Genomic DNA, 16095 nt, shown 5'->3' on the forward strand with positions numbered 1-16095 from the left:
TGTTGCCTCCTTTCAGACTTTTTATATTACCGACTAGCTTTACGAACGCCAGGGATTTGGCCTTTATAAGCTAATTCACGGAAACAAATACGGCATAATTTGAATTTACGATATACGGAATGTGGACGACCACAGCGTTCACAACGAGTATATTCACGTACTTGGAACTTTTGTTTTTTTTGTTGCTTAGCAACCATTGAAGTTTTAGCCACTTAATTAGCCTCCTTTAGAGATTATTTTTGAAATGGCATACCGAATTGTGTTAACAATTCACGAGCTTCCTCGTCAGTGTTAGCAGTTGTTACGATAACGATATCCATTCCTCGTATTTTACTTACTCGGTCATAGTCGATTTCAGGGAAAATTAATTGTTCTTTAACACCTAAAGTGTAGTTACCTCTGCCATCAAATGCAGATTTAGATACACCACGGAAGTCACGTACACGAGGTAGTGATACAGAAATTAATTTATCTAAAAAGTCATACATTCTTTCACCACGTAAAGTTGTTTTAGCACCAATTGGCATACCTTCACGTAAACGGAATGTTGCAACAGATTTTTTAGCTTTTGTGATTAATGGTTTTTGACCAGTGATAGCTTGTAATTCCTCTACAAGCATCATCTAATACTTTAGTATTTTGTACAGCGTCACCGACACCCATATTTACTACGATTTTATCAATTTGCGGCACTTCCATTACTGAACTATAGTTGAAATGTTTCACTAAGTTTTGAGTAACTTCAGAGTTGAATTTTTCTTTTAAACGGTTCACAGTGGATCCTCCTTTCAATTAGTTATTAATTATTAGTTTTGATTTCTTCGCCTGATTTTTTAGCGATACGAACTTTTTTGCCATCTTCGAATTTATAACCTACGCGTGTTGGTTCATTCGTTTTAGGATCTAATAATTGTACGTTAGAAACATGGATTGTCGCCTCTGTTTCTAAGATTCCACCTTCAGGATTAAATTGAGTTGGTTTTTGGTGCTTTTTGATTGTATTGACACCTTCCACAACGACACGGTCTTTTTTAGGTTCAGTTGCAACAACTTTACCTTCTTTACCTTTGTCTTTACCTGCGATAACTTTTACGTTGTCACCTTTTTTGATATGCATGTGTGGCACCTCCTTAAATTTATATATTTATAAATGTATTATTAAAGTACTTCTGGAGCTAATGATACAATTTTCATGAAGTTGCCTTCACGTAATTCACGTGCAACAGGTCCAAAGATACGAGTACCGCGTGGGCCTTTATCGTCGCGAATAATGACACATGCATTTTCATCAAATTTGATGTATGAACCATCGTTACGACGTACGCCTGATTTAGTACGTACGATAACAGCTTTAACTACTTCACCTTTTTTGACAACGCCACCTGGTGTAGCATTTTTAACACTTACTACGATAACGTCACCAATATTCGCTGTTTTACGACCAGATCCACCTAATACTTTAATTGTAAGAACTTCACGTGCACCAGAGTTATCTGCTACTTTTAATCGTGTTTCTTGTTGGATCATGAGTTAAACCTCCTTTATCTTCACTATTTATTAAATAATAACTGATTCTTCAACAATTTCTACCAAACGGAAACGTTTAGTTGCCGATAAAGGACGTGTTTCTTGTATTTTTACTGTGTCCCCTAATTTAGCTGAGTTGTTTTCATCATGAGTTTTGTATTTTTTAGAGTATTTTACTCGTTTACCATATAATTTGTGCATTTTGTATGTTTCAACAAGTACAGTTACAGTTTTATCCATTTTATCGGAAACGACTCTACCTACATAAACTTTACGATCATTTCTTTCGCTCACTATAGTAACCTCCTCTTTAAATTAAATTATTGATTAGCTTTACCTTGTTCAATTTCTCTTTCACGAACAACAGTTTTTAGACGTGCAATCGTTTTTCTTACCGTGCGAATACGTGCAGTTTCTTCTAATTGACCTGTTGCTAACTGAAAGCGTAGGTTAAAAAGCTCTTCTTTTGAAGATTTAATTTGTTCTTCGATTTCTGAAGTGGTTAAGTCTCTAATTTCCTTAGCTTTCATTTGTTTCACCACCCAATTCTTCACGTTTTACAAACTTAGTTTTCACTGGAAGTTTGTGACTAGCTAAACGTAATGCTTCGCGCGCAACTTCTTCGTCAACGCACTGCGATTTCAAATAAAATTCTACCTGGTTTTGCTACTGCAATCCAGCCTTCAACCGCACCTTTACCAAGCACCCATACGTACTTCTAAAGGTTTTTTAGTGTAAGGTGTATGTGGGAAGATTTTAATCCAAACTTTCCCGCCACGCTTCATGAAACGTGTCATTGCAATACGAGCTGATTCGATTTGACGAGATGTGATCCAAGAAGTTGTAGTTGCTTGTAAACCATACTCACCAAATGTTACATAGTTACCGCCTTTAGAACGACCAGTTGTTTTAGGACGATGTTGGCGACGATATTTTACACGTTTTGGTAGTAACATTATTATTTTCCTCCTTCACTAGTGTTCTTAGTAGTAGGAAGAACTTCTCCACGATAAATCCATACTTTGACACCTAATTTACCGTAAGTAGTGTCGGCTTCTGCATGTGCATAACTAATGTCGGCACGTAGTGTATGAAGTGGAACAGTTCCTTCTGAATATTGCTCAATACGAGCGATGTCAGCTCCGCCTAAACGACCTGAAACTTGTGTTTTGATACCTTTAGCGCCATTTTTCATAGCTCTAGTAATAGCTTGTTTTTGTACACGACGGAACGATGCACGGTTTTCTAATTGTACTGCAATATTTTCAGCAACAAGTTTAGCATCTAAATCAATTTTCTTGATTTCAATAACGTTGATGTGTACTTTTTTGCTTGTTAATGAGTTCAATTTATTACGTAATTTTTCAATTTCTGAACCGCCTTTACCGATTACCATACCTGGTTTACCAGTATGAATAGCGATGTTGATACGGTTAGCGACACGCTCAATTTCAACTTGAGAAACTGATGCTTCTTTTAATGCGTTATCAATAAACTTACGGATTTTTAAATCTTCGTGTAATAATGATGCGAAGTCTTTTTCTGCATACCATTTAGCTTCCCAATCACGGATGATACCAACACGAAGTCCGATTGGATTAATTTTTTGACCCACAGTGTTCCCTCCTTAAAAGATTATTAAGCTTCTTTAGCTTCTTCTTTACCGTCACTTACGACGATTGTAATGTGGCTTGTACGTTTGTTGATCGCACTTGCACGGCCTTGTGCACGTGGACGGAAACGTTTTAATGTTGGTCCTTCATTAGCATAAGCTTCTTTAACTATTAATTCATCAGTGTTCATGTCATAGTTATGTTCAGCATTTGCTAAAGCGGACATTAATAATTTTTCAACTACTGGTGATGAAGCTTTGTTTTTTAATTTTAAAATCGCTATAGCTTCACCAGCGCTCTTGCCTCTAATTAGATCTAATACTAATCTAACTTTACGAGGTGCGATTCTTATTGTTTTAGCAACCGCTTTTGCTTCCATTCGAATTTCCTCCTCTACTTGTTAGAAGTTATCTTCTAGTTTTTTTGTCATCTGCCGCATGACCTTTAAAAGTACGTGTTGGTGCGAATTCTCCTAATTTATGACCAACCATATCTTCAGTTACGAATACAGGTACGTGTTTACGTCCATCATATACTGCGAATGTATGTCCGATAAAATCAGGGAAAATAGTTGAACGACGTGACCAAGTTTTGATTACTTGTTTTTTCTCGCTTCCGCTTTGAGCCTCAACTTTTTTCTTTAGATGATCGTCAGCAAAAGGTCCTTTTTTAATACTACGAGCCATAGTGGCGCCTCCCTTCTTATTGTGAGCGTGCGACAATCATGCCGCACACGCAAATAAGTCATTTTTATTTTTCTTCTTACGTCCACGAACGATAAGTTTGTCTGAAGATTTTTTACCACGACGAGTTTTCTTACCAAGCGTAGGTTTACCCCAAGGTGACATTGGAGATGGCATACCGATAGGTGCACGTCCTTCACCACCACCGTGTGGGTGATCGTTAGGGTTCATTACAGAACCACGAACTGTTGGGCGTTTACCTTTCCATCTAGAACGTCCTGCTTTACCAACGTTAACAAGTTCATGTTGGATGTTACCAACTTGACCAATAGTAGCACGGCAAGTTGAAAGAATCATACGTACTTCACCAGATCTTAATCTGATTAAAACATATTTACCTTCTTTACCAAGTACTTGTGCACTAGCACCGACTGAACGAGCGATTTGTCCACCTTTACCAGGTTTCAACTCGATATTGTGTACTACTGTACCTACTGGGATGTTAATTAATGGTAATGCATTACCTAATTTGATATCTGCATTTTCACCGTTTTCCAATACTTGACCTACTTTAAGGTTTTTTGGAGCGATGATATAGCGTTTTTCTCCATCGAGCATAAACTAATAATGCAATGTTTGCTGAACGGTTTGGATCATATTGTATTGAATCAACTTTAGCGTTGATGCCGTCTTTATTACGTTTGAAATCAATAACACGGTATTGACGTTTATGTCCTCCACCGCGATGGCGAACTGTCAATTTACCTTGGTTATTTCGTCCCGCTCTTTTCGGTAGCGGTTGTAATAATGATTTTTCTGGAGTTGTTTCAGTGATTTCTGAGAAATCATAACCAGTCATATTACGACGACCATTAGTAATTGGCTTGTATTTTTTTAGAGCCATTGTCGTTTACCTCCTTATTGGTAATGTTTTAGTTGAATAGATCGATTGATCCTTCTTTTAATTTTACAATTGCTACGCGTCTTTTATTTGTATAGCCTTGGTAACGGCCCATACGTTTTTTCTTTGGTTTGTAGTTGATGATGTTTACATTAGCAACTTTTACGTCAAAGATTTCTTCAACAGCGATTTTAACTTGTGTTTTATTAGCACGAGTATCAACGTCGAATGTGTATTTGTCTTCTGCCATAGCGACAGATGATTTTTCAGTGATTACGGGGCGCTTAAGAACGTCTCTTGCTTCCATTATCCTAGCACCTCCTCAACTTTTTTAGCAGCTGATTCTGTAATTACTACACTGTCAGCGCTTGTGATATCTAGAACATTTAAACCTTGAGCTGTAGTAACTTGTACACCAGGAATGTTACGAGCAGATAATGCTACGTTTACATCTTCTGATTCAGTAACTACTAATACTTTTTTAGGTTGTTCTAAATTTGAAAGTACAGTTTTGAACTCTTTAGTTTTTGGAGCTTCTAAGTTTAATGTATCAACAACAGTTAAACCTTTTTCTTGTACTTTATAAGATAATGCTGAGCGTAATGCTAAACGACGCATTTTCTTAGGCATTTTGTATGAGTAGCTTCTTGGTGTTGGTCCGAATACGATACCACCACCACGCCATTGTGGAGCACGGATTGTACCTTGACGCGCACGTCCTGTACCTTTTTGTCTCCATGGTTTAGCTCCGCCGCCTCGTACTGCTGAACGGTTCTTGACAGCGTGTGTACCTTGGCGTAATGAAGCACGTTGTAAATTAATTGCTTCAAAAAGAACACTATTGTTTGGTTCGATTGCAAATACTGCATCGTTTAATTCAACTGAACCTGATTTAGTTCCATCTACTTTTAATACATCATAATTTGCCATTATGCATATCCTCCTTTCATTCTATATTATTTATTACCTTTAATTGATGAAGTGATTTCTAAGAAACCTTTTTTAGGTCCAGGTACATTACCTTTAACTAAAATTACATTGTTTTCAGTGTCAACTTGAACTACTTCTAAGTTTTGAACTGTTACTGTGTCTCCACCCATACGTCCAGGCATTTTTTGTCCTTTAAAGACTTTTGAAGCATCTGATGCCATACCTATTGAACCAGGTGATCTATGGAAATGAGAACCATGTGACATTGGACCACGTGCTTGATTATGACGTTTAATGGCACCTTGGAAACCTTTACCTTTAGATACGCCTGTTACATCAATTACGTCTCCGGCTTCAAATGTATTAACTGAGACTTCTTGACCTACTTCGTATTCATCAACATTAACGTTTTTGAATTCACGAATGAAGCGCTTAGGTGCTGTGCCTGCTTTTTTAGCATGGCCTTCAGCTGGTTTGTTAGCATATTTGCTTGTTTTACTACCTTTTTTATAAGCTCGTTTATCTTCGTAGCCTACTTGTATTGCGTTGTAACCATCAATCTCTTCAGATTTCTTTTGTAATACAACGTTTTGGCTTGCTTCTACTACTGTTACTGGGATTAAATCACCGTTTTCTCCGAAAACTTGTGTCATCCCGATTTTTCTTCCTAAGATTCCTTTGGTCATCGAAAGTCCACCTCCTAAATTTTTCTATTATAATTTGATTTCGATGTCTACGCCAGATGGTAAGTTTAAGCCCATAAGAGCATCAACTGTTTTTGGTGTAGGGTTAACAATATCGATCAAACGTTTATGTGTACGTTGTTCGAACTGTTCACGTGAATCTTTGTACTTATGCACGGCACGAATTACAGTATAAACTGATCTTTCAGTCGGTAACGGAATTGGTCCAGATACATCCGCACCAGAACGTTTTGCTGTTTCAACAATTTTTTCTGCTGATTGATCGATTACGCGGTGATCATAAGCTTTTAATCTGATTCTGATTTTTTGTTTTGCCATAATTTTCCCTCCTTATTCGTCTACATTTAAGTGATAGACTTCTCCACGAAAACTATCTCACACAGCGCCATGGCAAAGCGGCCGGGTGTGTCAGTAACCTTTCGCTTCATCGCGTGTTCTTAAAGTCCAACATTAGATATGTTACATGAAAAGCAGTGATTAATCAAGCTTTTCTGCAAAAGTTTTTATACTTTTTGTCTAACACATACTTTGTTATTGTACTTGAATACGCTAATCACTTCAACCTTTTTTGAAATCTTTTTAAAAATCTTTTTGAATCTCTAGAATTCATTATTACTTATTGTTATTGAAATCCATTGGTTTGTTTTATAATAGTAGATATTAGGTGGTGATATGATATGAAAAGGGGTATTCGTACTACGCTTATAATTTTGAGCTTTATACTCCTAATAGGAGAGTTTGTTTATGGTATTCCATTTCTTGGTGGTAGCATTATTCTTAGTTTTGGTTGGCAACCATTACTCATTAACGCCCTATTATACCTTGTAACTATGATAATACTCATAGTAGATAAACAAAACTCAATTAAACCAATGATGGTTATTCCATTATTAGGTGTTATTGGTTCATTCATTGCATTTTTACCTTTCATCGGTATGGTTGTGCATTGGATTTTATTCTTTTTAATGCTTTTCTTTATATTCGTACTCTTTTCAACTCCTCTGTATGTAGCTAACAAAAATGCAAAAGTAGTATATACAGAATATAGAGAAACTCAAAAATAATTAGTCTTTCTTTTTAAATTTTTTTATAAGTTCTGTTAGTTAGGATTAACTATTTTTCATCGAGCGTATATTATATGAGTCTTTGTTTGGTTAAATCATACCAATTGGGTAAATCGATTCTTTATTAACAAGCATAACTTTTATTACCTTTTCATAAATTGCTATTATAATGAAGAAACTTGTTTTTACTTCTTGTATAATATGTATTTGATGTATAATACCTTATACGATTTCTAAACAGTTCCAAGTTAATTATTTGTAAAATATAAAAGCACATTGTTGCGTCGCTTTGACGTTCAACAATGTGCTTTTGATTTATCCGTGAACAAACACGAAATAGAGAATAAATAATACCATTAAACCATACATGATAGGATGTACTTCTTTATGTCTTTTAGAGATTAACATTGTAATTGGATAGAATATAAATCCGCAAGCAATACCTGTCGCAATTGAATATGATAAAGGCATCATGATTATTGTGACAAAAGCTGGTACTGCAACTTCAAATTTCTTCCAATCTATTTCTGCAAAGTTTGAAGCCATTAAGACACCAACTACAACTAATGCGGGTGTGGTAACTGCACTCGTCACTACTTCCATAAGCGGACTAAAGAATATCGCTAATAAGAAACAAAAACCTGTTACTACACTTGCAAATCCTGTCCGTGCTCCGACAGCAACACCTGATGTTGATTCAATATATGTAGTCGTTGTTGTGGTACCAAAAATCGAACCTACAATTGTCGCTAATGAGTCTGAAAAAAGTGCACGTCCAGCTCTTGGAAGTTTGTTATCTTTCATCATACCAGCTTGACTAGCTACTGCTACTAAAGTTCCTGCTGTATCAAAGAAATCTATGAATAAGAATGTTAGGATAACAATTAGAAATTGAACAGTAAATAATTGCGATGGATCTTTAAAGGCTTCAAAAGCCGCACCGAAAGTTGGTTCAATACTTGGCACTTGACCTACAATGCCACTTGGCGTATGTATAAGACCAGTAATCATACCAAGAATAGATGTAAGCATCATACCAATAAATATTGCTCCTGGCACTCTAACTGCATAGAGTATAACAGTGATAATGATACCAAATATAGTTAAGAGTACAGGTCCGTCAGTAATTTGCCCCAATGTAACTAACGTAGAATCATTGGCAACAATAATACCTGAACTTTGTAACCCTACAAATGTGATAAATAACCCGATTCCTGCAGACACTGCCATTTTCATCTGAAAAGGAATTGCGTTTATGATTATTTCCCGTAGCCCCGTCATTGTGAGGACTGCAAATACTAAACCAGAAAATAGTACTCCAGTTAAACCGACTTCCCAAGGAATGCCCATAGTTAATACAACAGTAAATGCAAAGAATGCATTTAAGCCCATACCAGGTGCTAAAGCAATCGGATATCGTGCAATTAGCCCCATAAATAGTGAGCCAACAAAAGCCGCAAGTGCTGTGGCAACGAAAATAGCACCTTGATCCATTTTCATATCGTCAGACACGCCTTCAACGCCTGCTAAACTAAGTACTTGAGGGTTAACAGCTAAAATGTATGCCATAGATAAGAAAGTCGTTAGCCCACCAAGTATCTCTTTCTTATAGCTTGTTCCATGTTTATCAAACTTGAAATACTTTTTCACAGTTAGTTCTCCTTTTTTTAAAATACCTACATATTTTAATATCAATTTAACTATTTTACAATAGCAAACACGAACTTTGTTAAAATATATATTTCGTTTGTTCGATTATTTTAGAATTTAAGGCCTTTTAGTGCATCTTGGAATGGGTTGTTCTCTATACCTTCATCTTTATTCATATATTTTTTCATATCTTTTTTATTTATTTTATCTGACTTTTTATTTTTATGTCGTTTATCCATTTGAGTCTGACTTTCAGTATGACCACAAACACAGCGATAAACAGCGTCCTTCCCTCTTCCGAATAACGTCATTTTTTTATGACAATTAGGACAACGTGCGTTAGTTTTTCTTTGAACATTCTTTTTCGTTTTGCACGTAGGATCCTGACAAACTAGCATTTGTCCATTTTTCGTTTTAACTTTAATCATAAATTTACCGCAAGTTGGACATTCAGTTGTAGTTAAATTGTCATGTTTATAGCTTTGTTCACTTTCCTTAATTTCAGATACAACGTCGTTCGTAAATTGCTTCATCTCTGATATAAACTGTTTCACATCATATTTACCTTGTTCAATGAGTGAAAGTTTTTCTTCCCATTCTGCTGTCAGTAACGGAGAAGTAAGTTTTTTTGGTGCTAATTCTAAAATTTGTTTTCCTTTAGAAGTTACTTTTATTTTGCCATCACGTACTTCAATCGCATTCATATTAAATAATTTTTCTATGATATCCGCTCTGGTTGCTACAGTACCAATACCGCCTGTTTCTTTTAATGTATCATTATGTTTTTTATCATCTAATGCAAAGAATTTCTGAGGGCTTTCCATCGCTTTGAGTAAAGTTCCTTCATTAAAATACGCTGGAGGTGTTGTCTCATGTTGCTCTATGTTCACACGAGTGATTTTAAGTGTTGCACCTTTTTGCATTTGAGCAATTTGTTCATTTGCTTTTTCTTGAGTATCATAGACTGCTTTAAAACCTAATTTTGTAGTGATTTTATCTTTAAAAGTAAAGTTATATCCACCCACATTTAATTCTATAGAAACTGCTTCGTATTCATGAGGTGGCATTAGATTTTCTAAGTATCTTTGCGCAATCATCATGTATATTTTTGATTCTCGTTGGCTTAATTGATTCATATCAGGACGTACTTCTGTTGGTATGATAGCGTGATGATCTGATACCTTACTGTTATTTACAAATCTTTGTTTAGCAGAAAACGATTGTGACATTTGCCCTTTTGCTATGTCTTTTAAAGTTGTAGCCATAATTGCTTGCAAACGATCTTTGAGCGTATCTACCATATCATCAGTTAAATAATTTGAATCTGTACGTGGATACGTCACAAGTTTATGTCTTTCATACAACGCCTGTAATGTATTTAAAGTCTCTTTAGGCCCTAAGTGATAGCGTTTATAAGCTTCTTGTTGCAAATCAGTTAAACTAAACAATTGCTGTGGATATGATTTTTTATGACTTTTAGTTATTGTTTCAATCGTTGCTACTTGTCCTTCAATTTCCTTCTTGATACCTTCAAAAACAGTTTTATCAGGATGTGATTGAGGTTTAGTACATTGGAAGTTAAGGCCACCTGCATTCAATTTCATTGTGAAATAAGTCTGTGGTTTGAATTGATTAATCTCATTTTGTCTCATTTGTACTAATTGTATTGTTGGTGTTTGCACACGACCCAGTGACAATTGCGCGTCATATTTGGTTGTCAATGCTCTTGTTGCATTGATACCAACAATCCAATCTGCTTCACTGCGTGCTAATGCGGCGTGATATAAATTGTCATATTTACGTCCATCTTGCAGTTTATTAAAACCATCTTTAATTGCTTTATTTGTTACAGAACTAATCCATAAACGTTTAATTGGTTTTTGATTATGTGCTTTATCTAATATTAATCGCGCTACAAGTTCGCCCTCTCTACCAAGCATCAGTTGCAATGATGATGTCTTTAACATTATTGTTCTTAATTAAAGATTGCACTGTTGAAAATTGCTTTCTTGTCTTACTTATAACAACAGTTTTCATTTTATTTGGTATAATGGGTAAAACATCAAGTTTCCATTCTTTATAATTATTATCATACTGTTCTGGCGTTGCATTCGTTACCAAATGACCCAACGCCCAAGTAACTATATATTTATTATTTTCAAAATAGCCATTGCGCTTTTCATTAACGTTCAAAGTATTTGCAATGTCTCTACCTACTGAAGGTTTTTCAGCTATAATTAGTGATTTCATAATTTCGCCCTTTCAATTTCAATATAATATTTATTGTAACATGTATATAGCACATCGAAACTTCCATTTATATCAAAAAGTTCCTATAATTAACTTAATAGTTTACAGACGGAGGTATTTTATGAAAACTATCAAATTAAACGACTATGACCAGATAGAACAGTTTATAATTAACGCAGATTATCGTTCAGCTTCTTATTTATACAAATTACCACCAAGCACATAAAGATATTACAACTAATATAAAGCAACTCATCGAAGACCCAGGCGTCTATGCACAGATGGATGATCAAGATCAAATCATCATGTTAATATCAGCGTTTCAATATGAGCAAAATAAATATAAAGTTCTTGGCCCTTTCGTAAATAAATCAGTTACACCATCAGTTTCAGCCTTTCAAAACTTATTTGAAACATTAGCACAGAGCAAATCTGAATCTACGAGTTTCAACTTTTCTTTTGAAGAAACAGAACAAAATTATTTAGATTTTATGAAAGCTATCCAATCTTCTTATAGCTTTACAGATTATTATTTAGTAGCATCACAAGATATTGGTGAAATTGAGCACGCACAAAACATCACAGAATATCAGCCGACTTACTATCGTTTATTTAGTAAATTGCATGAACACACATTTAAACATGATGTAATGACTGCTGATGAAATTGTTGAATCACTAGATGAGCATCATCGCCTATTTATGTTTATGTCTGAGGGACTACTGAAAGGTTATCTCTACCTTCAAATATTTGAAAATAGTCATAAAGCAGAAATCAAATATTTTTCTTCGCACTCTGATTATAGACTTAAAGGCATAGCATTTGATTTACTATCACACGCCATACACATCGCGTTTACTAATCACGATATAGAAAAAGTTTTTTTCAAAATACGTAGTAAAAACACGACACTCGTTGAACGTTTTAATGAGCTAGGCTTTAATATCAATTATGAATATAAAAAATTTAAATACGTCGTCGCTCATATTTAATTCGCTATACCTTTATAAGCTTAAAGTTTGGAATATCTCCAAATTTTAAGCTTATTTTAATTATTCTTTTTTTAATGCCAAAAACCGATAATGGTTATATTTCACAATGATACAAAATAATTTTGCATATAATCTAATATTTTTTACTATATTAATATTTTGCTTTAAAATACCATACAAGGGCAATCTAAGTAGTTGTTTTGAAAGGAAAGTATTATTTAAATAGAGAGAGAGTGAATATAAAGTATGGATATATTAATTGCCCTTTTACCCGCGTTATTTTGGGGGAGTGTTGTTTTAATTAATGTGCTTGTTGGTGGTGGCCCCTATAACCAAATTAGAGGTACTACATTTGGTGCATTAATCATTGGTATTATTTTATTATTAACTGGCAATGCTGAATTTGGTGACCCCACTATTATTATTGTCGGTTTAATTTCAGGTGCTTTTTGGGCACTTGGTCAGGGCTACCAATTGAAATCAATTAGTTTAATTGGTGTGTCTAAAACTATGCCTATCTCTACTGGTTTACAATTAGTAGGTACAACATTATTTAGTGCTGTATTTTTAGGTGAATGGAGTACTGGTACTCAAGTTACATTAGGCCTACTCGCTATGGTATTACTCGTTATTGGTATTGCTATGACGTCTATTAAAGGCAAAAATGAAGCATCAGAAAACACGAAAAACTTTGGTAAAGCAATGCCTATATTACTAATTTCTACTGTTGGTTACGTCGTGTATGTAGTTGTAGCTCAAATCTTCGGTGTAGATGGAATGAATGCCCTTTTCTTCCAATCTATAGGTATGGCGATTGGTGGCTTAATACTATCAGCTAAACACGAAACATCAATAAAAAGTACTGCATGGAATTTAATTCCTGGTGTAATTTGGGGGATAGGTAATTTATTTATGTTCTATTCACAACCCAAAGTCGGTGTAGCAACGAGTTTTTCATTATCCCAATTATTAGTCATCGTATCTACACTTGGCGGTATTTTCCTATTAGGTGAGCGTAAAGACAAACGTCAAATGACTGGCATATGGGCTGGTATTGTTCTCATTGTCATTGTCGCCTTTGTACTCGGAAATATTAAAGGTTAACATTAACAATCAAACATCATTTTACAAATAGATAAACAACATTAAGTTTAAGGCAACGACAATTTTTCATTGCATATTGAATGATTAGTGACTTTCATCTCTAATCATTTAATATTTGTCTTAAACTTTTTGTTTTATACTATTACTATCAAGGAGGCGTCATACATTATGTTTAAGGACTTAGAAGGTAAAGTTGTAGTGATTACAGGTGCTTGGTAGCGGTATTGGAAAAGCTATGGCAGAACAGTTTGGTGATGAAAAAGCTAATGTCGTTATAAATTATCGCTCGGAACGCCATTTAGAAGTAGTGTCTCAAACTATCCAATTAATTGAAGATGCTGAGGCGGCAAGGCAATCAAGGTACAAGCTGATATATCAAAAGAAGATGATGTAGAACGTTTAATTCAATCTGCTGTAGATCAATTTGGTACACTCGATATCTTAATTAATAACGCTGGATTTGAAAAACCTATCCCTACACACGAAATGCCTTTAGAAGAATGGCAAAAAGTAATTGACGTCAATTTGACTGGTGCATTTATAGGTTCAAAAACAGCTATAAACCAATTTTTAAAAGAAGATAAAAAAGGTGTAATTATCAACACATCTAGTGTTCATGATAAAATTCCATGGCCAAACTATGTAAACTACGCAGCAAGTAAAGGCGGATTAAAATTAATGATGGAAACAATGTCGATGGAATATGCACAATATGGTATTCGTATTAATAATATTTCACCGGGAGCTATCGTTACTGAACACACGAAAGAAAAATTCTCTGATCCAACAACACGTGAAGAAACATTAGAAATGATCCCATCTAAGATTATTGGAGAAGCTAGTCAAGTTGCTAACGTTGCAAGATTTTTAGCTTCTGACTTAGCGGATTATATTCATGGCACAACAATATATGTCGATGGTGGCATGACTAATTATCCTGCATTTATGGGTGGTAAAGGTTAAGCTAACATTTAATCTGGTTATCAGTCATTAGAGACAGCAAAAAGCACTCCTGTAAAATAACAGGAGTGCTTTTATTTATACAAATAAAGCTTGGTAAATATATAATATAATTATACTAATAACAATTGTTAAATTAGTGACCATGCCAACCAGTGGTAATGTCTTATATTTAAATTGAATCGCATAAGGTATTATTGCTACACCTACTGGTAATAACCATGCAACTTGTAGTGTTGTTTTTACCATTTGATCATCAACTGGTAAAAAGAAATATACGAGTAACCCGACGATAATACCTAAACCGTAATGTAATAAAATGTACTTCATTGCGATTGGTAAAAATCGTTTATCTATACTAAAATTCAACATTAACCCTATCAAAATCATTGATAATGGCATATTAGCGCCTGATAATACAGAGAAGAAATCAATTACTGGATCCGGAAAATGAATATTGAGCATATTTAAAATAAACATGATGATATATGTCATTAACGGCACTGATTTAAGAAGATTTTTCGCTAGATATTTAAAATCAAAGCTATCACCTGAACTACTAAAATAGCTTCCAACAAAGTAAGTAACTCCAAACATAATAATCGCGCCACCAATATCTACCATACCAAAATAAATCATACCAGTATTGGGCCATATTGCTTCTACCAATGGATATGCAAATAAGCCTATATTTAGAGAAGCCATCATCATACCCGTTGTCCCTCGTATTTGGTTGTCATATTTCATGAAGAACCATACCATGATTATTTTTGTTATAGCACCATACAAAATCATCATTATAGGTAAGATAGAAAGTGATATATCTAAATCTGCTTCGTTTAAATTAACTATCACGAGTGAAGGTAATGTGACATTTAGAACTAATGTTGCAAAAACTTGGCTGTCGTTTGCCTTAAAGTAATTAATTCTTTTAAGTGCATAACCTAATGCAATAAGTAAAATAATTATGATAAATTGTTGAGTCACAATAAACCTTCTTTCATTACATCGTTTCGTTTTCATTCCATTTTCATACTTTAACATATAACTCGGTTATTTTAGAAGCTTTCAATTTCATGTTATAATTTAAACTAAAACAGTGTGGCCAATGCCGCATACAAAAGGAGTGTGTAAAAATGGATTTAAAAGAAAAATTAGCTGAACTAAAATATGATTACGTGAGACTACAAGGTGACCTTGAAAAAAGAGAATCCGTTAATCAACAAGTTGACCCATTATTACGACAACTTGAAGACATAGAAAAAGAAATTGCATCTGTACGTTCAGAAATTAGTCAAAAAGAACGTAAATAACATCCTAGTAAATCAATTTTTTACATGCTAAGATTAAGTGCATACATAGAAAGGATGTAATTCAATGCAACTGTACCTTATCTTTTTACCAATATTATATCTTATAGTAAGCTACATCAGTATATTTAAAATGCCGACAATCATTACACGCATTTTACGTATTATTATGGCCTTGCTCTTATTATTTGTTGTAGCAATTACAACATTATCTTTCCCCGCAATAAACTGGTGGGTATTCATCGTACTATTACTTATCGTTGGCAATGTAGAAATCACAGCTTTCAAAAACGGTAAAAAAGATTCTAAAGGCGTTCAGATCTTAAATATTATTACCGTTATACTATTTGTGGTATACGCTATTTTAGCATTAGTATTATATTAATTATTTAAATATTGAGTATTGA

20 protein-coding genes and 5 pseudogenes are annotated in these 16095 nt (G+C 34.4%); 6 read left to right on the top strand and 19 right to left on the bottom strand.

Annotated features, from left to right (window positions below; all coding sequences use genetic code 11):
* Positions 1-26: 26 nt before the first annotated feature.
* The 15 genes and pseudogenes from ABLV90_RS14755 to rpsJ all read right to left on the bottom strand — a co-directional run bounded on the left by ABLV90_RS14755 (position 27) and on the right by rpsJ (position 6676).
* Positions 27-212 (bottom strand): type Z 30S ribosomal protein S14, encoded by a 186-nt coding sequence (locus ABLV90_RS14755; RefSeq protein WP_460872828.1) that lies wholly within the window; start codon positions 210-212, stop codon positions 27-29.
* A 21-nt stretch (positions 213-233) separates the two neighbouring features.
* Positions 234-774, bottom strand: a pseudogene (gene rplE / locus ABLV90_RS14760) (50S ribosomal protein L5).
* 25 nt (positions 775-799) lie between these two features.
* Positions 800-1117: a 50S ribosomal protein L24 gene (rplX, locus tag ABLV90_RS14765; RefSeq protein WP_460872829.1), complete on the bottom strand. Its 318-nt coding sequence runs from the start codon at positions 1115-1117 to the stop codon at positions 800-802.
* Positions 1118-1158: 41 nt separating this feature from the next.
* Positions 1159-1527, bottom strand: coding sequence for a 50S ribosomal protein L14 (rplN, locus tag ABLV90_RS14770; RefSeq protein WP_002506972.1), 369 nt, complete (start codon positions 1525-1527; stop codon positions 1159-1161).
* A gap of 30 nt (positions 1528-1557) precedes the next feature.
* Positions 1558-1821: a 30S ribosomal protein S17 gene (gene rpsQ, locus ABLV90_RS14775; RefSeq protein WP_002506971.1), complete on the bottom strand. Its 264-nt coding sequence runs from the start codon at positions 1819-1821 to the stop codon at positions 1558-1560.
* A 26-nt stretch (positions 1822-1847) separates the two neighbouring features.
* Entirely contained in the window at positions 1848-2057 is a 210-nt protein-coding gene (gene rpmC / locus ABLV90_RS14780) for a 50S ribosomal protein L29 (RefSeq protein ID WP_002506970.1), read from the bottom strand.
* A pseudogene (rplP, locus tag ABLV90_RS14785) lies at positions 2047-2483 on the bottom strand (50S ribosomal protein L16). Before rplP ends, rpmC begins: the two are co-directional and overlap by 11 nt.
* A gap of 2 nt (positions 2484-2485) precedes the next feature.
* Positions 2486-3142: a 30S ribosomal protein S3 gene (gene rpsC / locus ABLV90_RS14790; protein ID WP_460872830.1), complete on the bottom strand. Its 657-nt coding sequence runs from the start codon at positions 3140-3142 to the stop codon at positions 2486-2488.
* A gap of 23 nt (positions 3143-3165) precedes the next feature.
* Complete coding sequence (gene rplV, locus ABLV90_RS14795) at positions 3166-3519, bottom strand: 50S ribosomal protein L22 (protein WP_002482617.1); 354 nt, start codon at positions 3517-3519, stop codon at positions 3166-3168.
* A gap of 28 nt (positions 3520-3547) precedes the next feature.
* A complete protein-coding gene (gene rpsS, locus ABLV90_RS14800) occupies positions 3548-3826 on the bottom strand; it encodes a 30S ribosomal protein S19 (RefSeq protein ID WP_002482616.1) in 279 nt (92 codons plus the stop codon).
* Positions 3827-3862: 36 nt separating this feature from the next.
* A pseudogene (rplB, locus tag ABLV90_RS14805) lies at positions 3863-4727 on the bottom strand (50S ribosomal protein L2).
* A gap of 28 nt (positions 4728-4755) precedes the next feature.
* Complete coding sequence (gene rplW, locus ABLV90_RS14810; RefSeq protein ID WP_002506966.1) at positions 4756-5031, bottom strand: 50S ribosomal protein L23; 276 nt, start codon at positions 5029-5031, stop codon at positions 4756-4758.
* On the bottom strand, positions 5031-5654 hold the full coding sequence (rplD, locus tag ABLV90_RS14815; protein ID WP_002506965.1) for a 50S ribosomal protein L4: 624 nt from the start codon (positions 5652-5654) through the stop codon (positions 5031-5033). The genes rplW and rplD overlap by 1 nt, the downstream gene beginning before the upstream one ends.
* A 26-nt stretch (positions 5655-5680) precedes the next feature.
* Positions 5681-6340 (bottom strand): 50S ribosomal protein L3, encoded by a 660-nt coding sequence (gene rplC / locus ABLV90_RS14820; protein ID WP_021338403.1) that lies wholly within the window; start codon positions 6338-6340, stop codon positions 5681-5683.
* A 27-nt stretch (positions 6341-6367) separates the two neighbouring features.
* On the bottom strand, positions 6368-6676 hold the full coding sequence (rpsJ, locus tag ABLV90_RS14825) for a 30S ribosomal protein S10 (protein ID WP_002482611.1): 309 nt from the start codon (positions 6674-6676) through the stop codon (positions 6368-6370).
* 359 nt (positions 6677-7035) lie between these two features.
* On the opposite strand from rpsJ, the gene ABLV90_RS14830 reads away from it, so the two are divergent.
* Positions 7036-7422: a hypothetical protein gene (locus ABLV90_RS14830; RefSeq protein WP_427706742.1), complete on the top strand. Its 387-nt coding sequence runs from the start codon at positions 7036-7038 to the stop codon at positions 7420-7422.
* Between the two features lie 315 nt (positions 7423-7737).
* On the opposite strand, the gene ABLV90_RS14835 is transcribed toward ABLV90_RS14830, so the two are convergent.
* The 3 genes from ABLV90_RS14835 to ABLV90_RS14845 all read right to left on the bottom strand — a co-directional run bounded on the left by ABLV90_RS14835 (position 7738) and on the right by ABLV90_RS14845 (position 11322).
* Positions 7738-9072 (bottom strand): NCS2 family permease, encoded by a 1335-nt coding sequence (locus tag ABLV90_RS14835; protein ID WP_046465820.1) that lies wholly within the window; start codon positions 9070-9072, stop codon positions 7738-7740.
* Between the two features lie 110 nt (positions 9073-9182).
* On the bottom strand, positions 9183-11012 hold the full coding sequence (locus ABLV90_RS14840; RefSeq protein ID WP_460872831.1) for a DNA topoisomerase 3: 1830 nt from the start codon (positions 11010-11012) through the stop codon (positions 9183-9185).
* Positions 11002-11322 (bottom strand): toprim domain-containing protein, encoded by a 321-nt coding sequence (locus ABLV90_RS14845; protein ID WP_460872832.1) that lies wholly within the window; start codon positions 11320-11322, stop codon positions 11002-11004. The genes ABLV90_RS14840 and ABLV90_RS14845 overlap by 11 nt, the downstream gene beginning before the upstream one ends.
* Before the next feature lie 121 nt (positions 11323-11443).
* Between ABLV90_RS14845 and ABLV90_RS14850 the strand changes: the two are divergent.
* The 3 genes and pseudogenes from ABLV90_RS14850 (at position 11444) to ABLV90_RS14860 (ending at position 14381) form a co-directional block, all read left to right on the top strand.
* A pseudogene (locus ABLV90_RS14850) lies at positions 11444-12314 on the top strand (GNAT family N-acetyltransferase).
* Between the two features lie 246 nt (positions 12315-12560).
* Positions 12561-13418 carry a RhaT/GlcU family sugar-proton symporter gene (locus ABLV90_RS14855; protein ID WP_460872833.1) on the top strand — a complete coding sequence of 286 codons (858 nt, stop codon included), beginning with the start codon at positions 12561-12563 and terminating at the stop codon, positions 13416-13418.
* Between the two features lie 168 nt (positions 13419-13586).
* Positions 13587-14381, top strand: a pseudogene (locus tag ABLV90_RS14860) (glucose 1-dehydrogenase).
* 75 nt (positions 14382-14456) lie between these two features.
* Here ABLV90_RS14860 and ABLV90_RS14865 read toward each other — a convergent pair.
* Positions 14457-15365 (bottom strand): AEC family transporter, encoded by a 909-nt coding sequence (locus ABLV90_RS14865; protein WP_460872834.1) that lies wholly within the window; start codon positions 15363-15365, stop codon positions 14457-14459.
* A gap of 149 nt (positions 15366-15514) precedes the next feature.
* Between ABLV90_RS14865 and ABLV90_RS14870 the strand changes: the two genes are divergently transcribed.
* On the top strand, positions 15515-15691 hold the full coding sequence (locus tag ABLV90_RS14870) for an SE1832 family protein (RefSeq protein ID WP_002511448.1): 177 nt from the start codon (positions 15515-15517) through the stop codon (positions 15689-15691).
* Positions 15692-15755: 64 nt separating this feature from the next.
* The gene (mspA, locus tag ABLV90_RS14875; RefSeq protein ID WP_046465826.1) at positions 15756-16073 is read left to right on the top strand and encodes a membrane stabilizing protein MspA; all 318 of its coding nucleotides are present in this window, start codon (positions 15756-15758) and stop codon (positions 16071-16073) included.
* Positions 16074-16095 lie beyond the last annotated feature (22 nt).

It is taken from the genome of Staphylococcus sp. 2S1 (assembly GCF_046721335.1).
In the GTDB taxonomy this organism is placed as follows: domain Bacteria; phylum Bacillota; class Bacilli; order Staphylococcales; family Staphylococcaceae; genus Staphylococcus; species Staphylococcus equorum_A.

What these genes read in the sequence shown, in the direction of transcription:
- ABLV90_RS14855 (WP_460872833.1), top strand. Translation starts at nt 12,561, where the DNA reads ATGGATATATTAATTGCCCTTTTACCCGCGTTATTTTGGGGGAGTGTT.
- rpmC (WP_002506970.1), bottom strand. Translation starts at nt 2,057, where the DNA reads ATGAAAGCTAAGGAAATTAGAGACTTAACCACTTCAGAAATCGAAGAA.
- ABLV90_RS14840 (WP_460872831.1), bottom strand. Translation starts at nt 11,012, where the DNA reads ATGCTTGGTAGAGAGGGCGAACTTGTAGCGCGATTAATATTAGATAAA.
- rpsS (WP_002482616.1), bottom strand. Translation starts at nt 3,826, where the DNA reads ATGGCTCGTAGTATTAAAAAAGGACCTTTTGCTGACGATCATCTAAAG.
- rplD (WP_002506965.1), bottom strand. Translation starts at nt 5,654, where the DNA reads ATGGCAAATTATGATGTATTAAAAGTAGATGGAACTAAATCAGGTTCA.
- ABLV90_RS14870 (WP_002511448.1), top strand. Translation starts at nt 15,515, where the DNA reads ATGGATTTAAAAGAAAAATTAGCTGAACTAAAATATGATTACGTGAGA.
- rplC (WP_021338403.1), bottom strand. Translation starts at nt 6,340, where the DNA reads ATGACCAAAGGAATCTTAGGAAGAAAAATCGGGATGACACAAGTTTTC.
- ABLV90_RS14830 (WP_427706742.1), top strand. Translation starts at nt 7,036, where the DNA reads ATGAAAAGGGGTATTCGTACTACGCTTATAATTTTGAGCTTTATACTC.
- ABLV90_RS14845 (WP_460872832.1), bottom strand. Translation starts at nt 11,322, where the DNA reads ATGAAATCACTAATTATAGCTGAAAAACCTTCAGTAGGTAGAGACATT.
- rplN (WP_002506972.1), bottom strand. Translation starts at nt 1,527, where the DNA reads ATGATCCAACAAGAAACACGATTAAAAGTAGCAGATAACTCTGGTGCA.
- rplV (WP_002482617.1), bottom strand. Translation starts at nt 3,519, where the DNA reads ATGGAAGCAAAAGCGGTTGCTAAAACAATAAGAATCGCACCTCGTAAA.
- rplW (WP_002506966.1), bottom strand. Translation starts at nt 5,031, where the DNA reads ATGGAAGCAAGAGACGTTCTTAAGCGCCCCGTAATCACTGAAAAATCA.
- mspA (WP_046465826.1), top strand. Translation starts at nt 15,756, where the DNA reads ATGCAACTGTACCTTATCTTTTTACCAATATTATATCTTATAGTAAGC.
- rpsJ (WP_002482611.1), bottom strand. Translation starts at nt 6,676, where the DNA reads ATGGCAAAACAAAAAATCAGAATCAGATTAAAAGCTTATGATCACCGC.
- rplX (WP_460872829.1), bottom strand. Translation starts at nt 1,117, where the DNA reads ATGCATATCAAAAAAGGTGACAACGTAAAAGTTATCGCAGGTAAAGAC.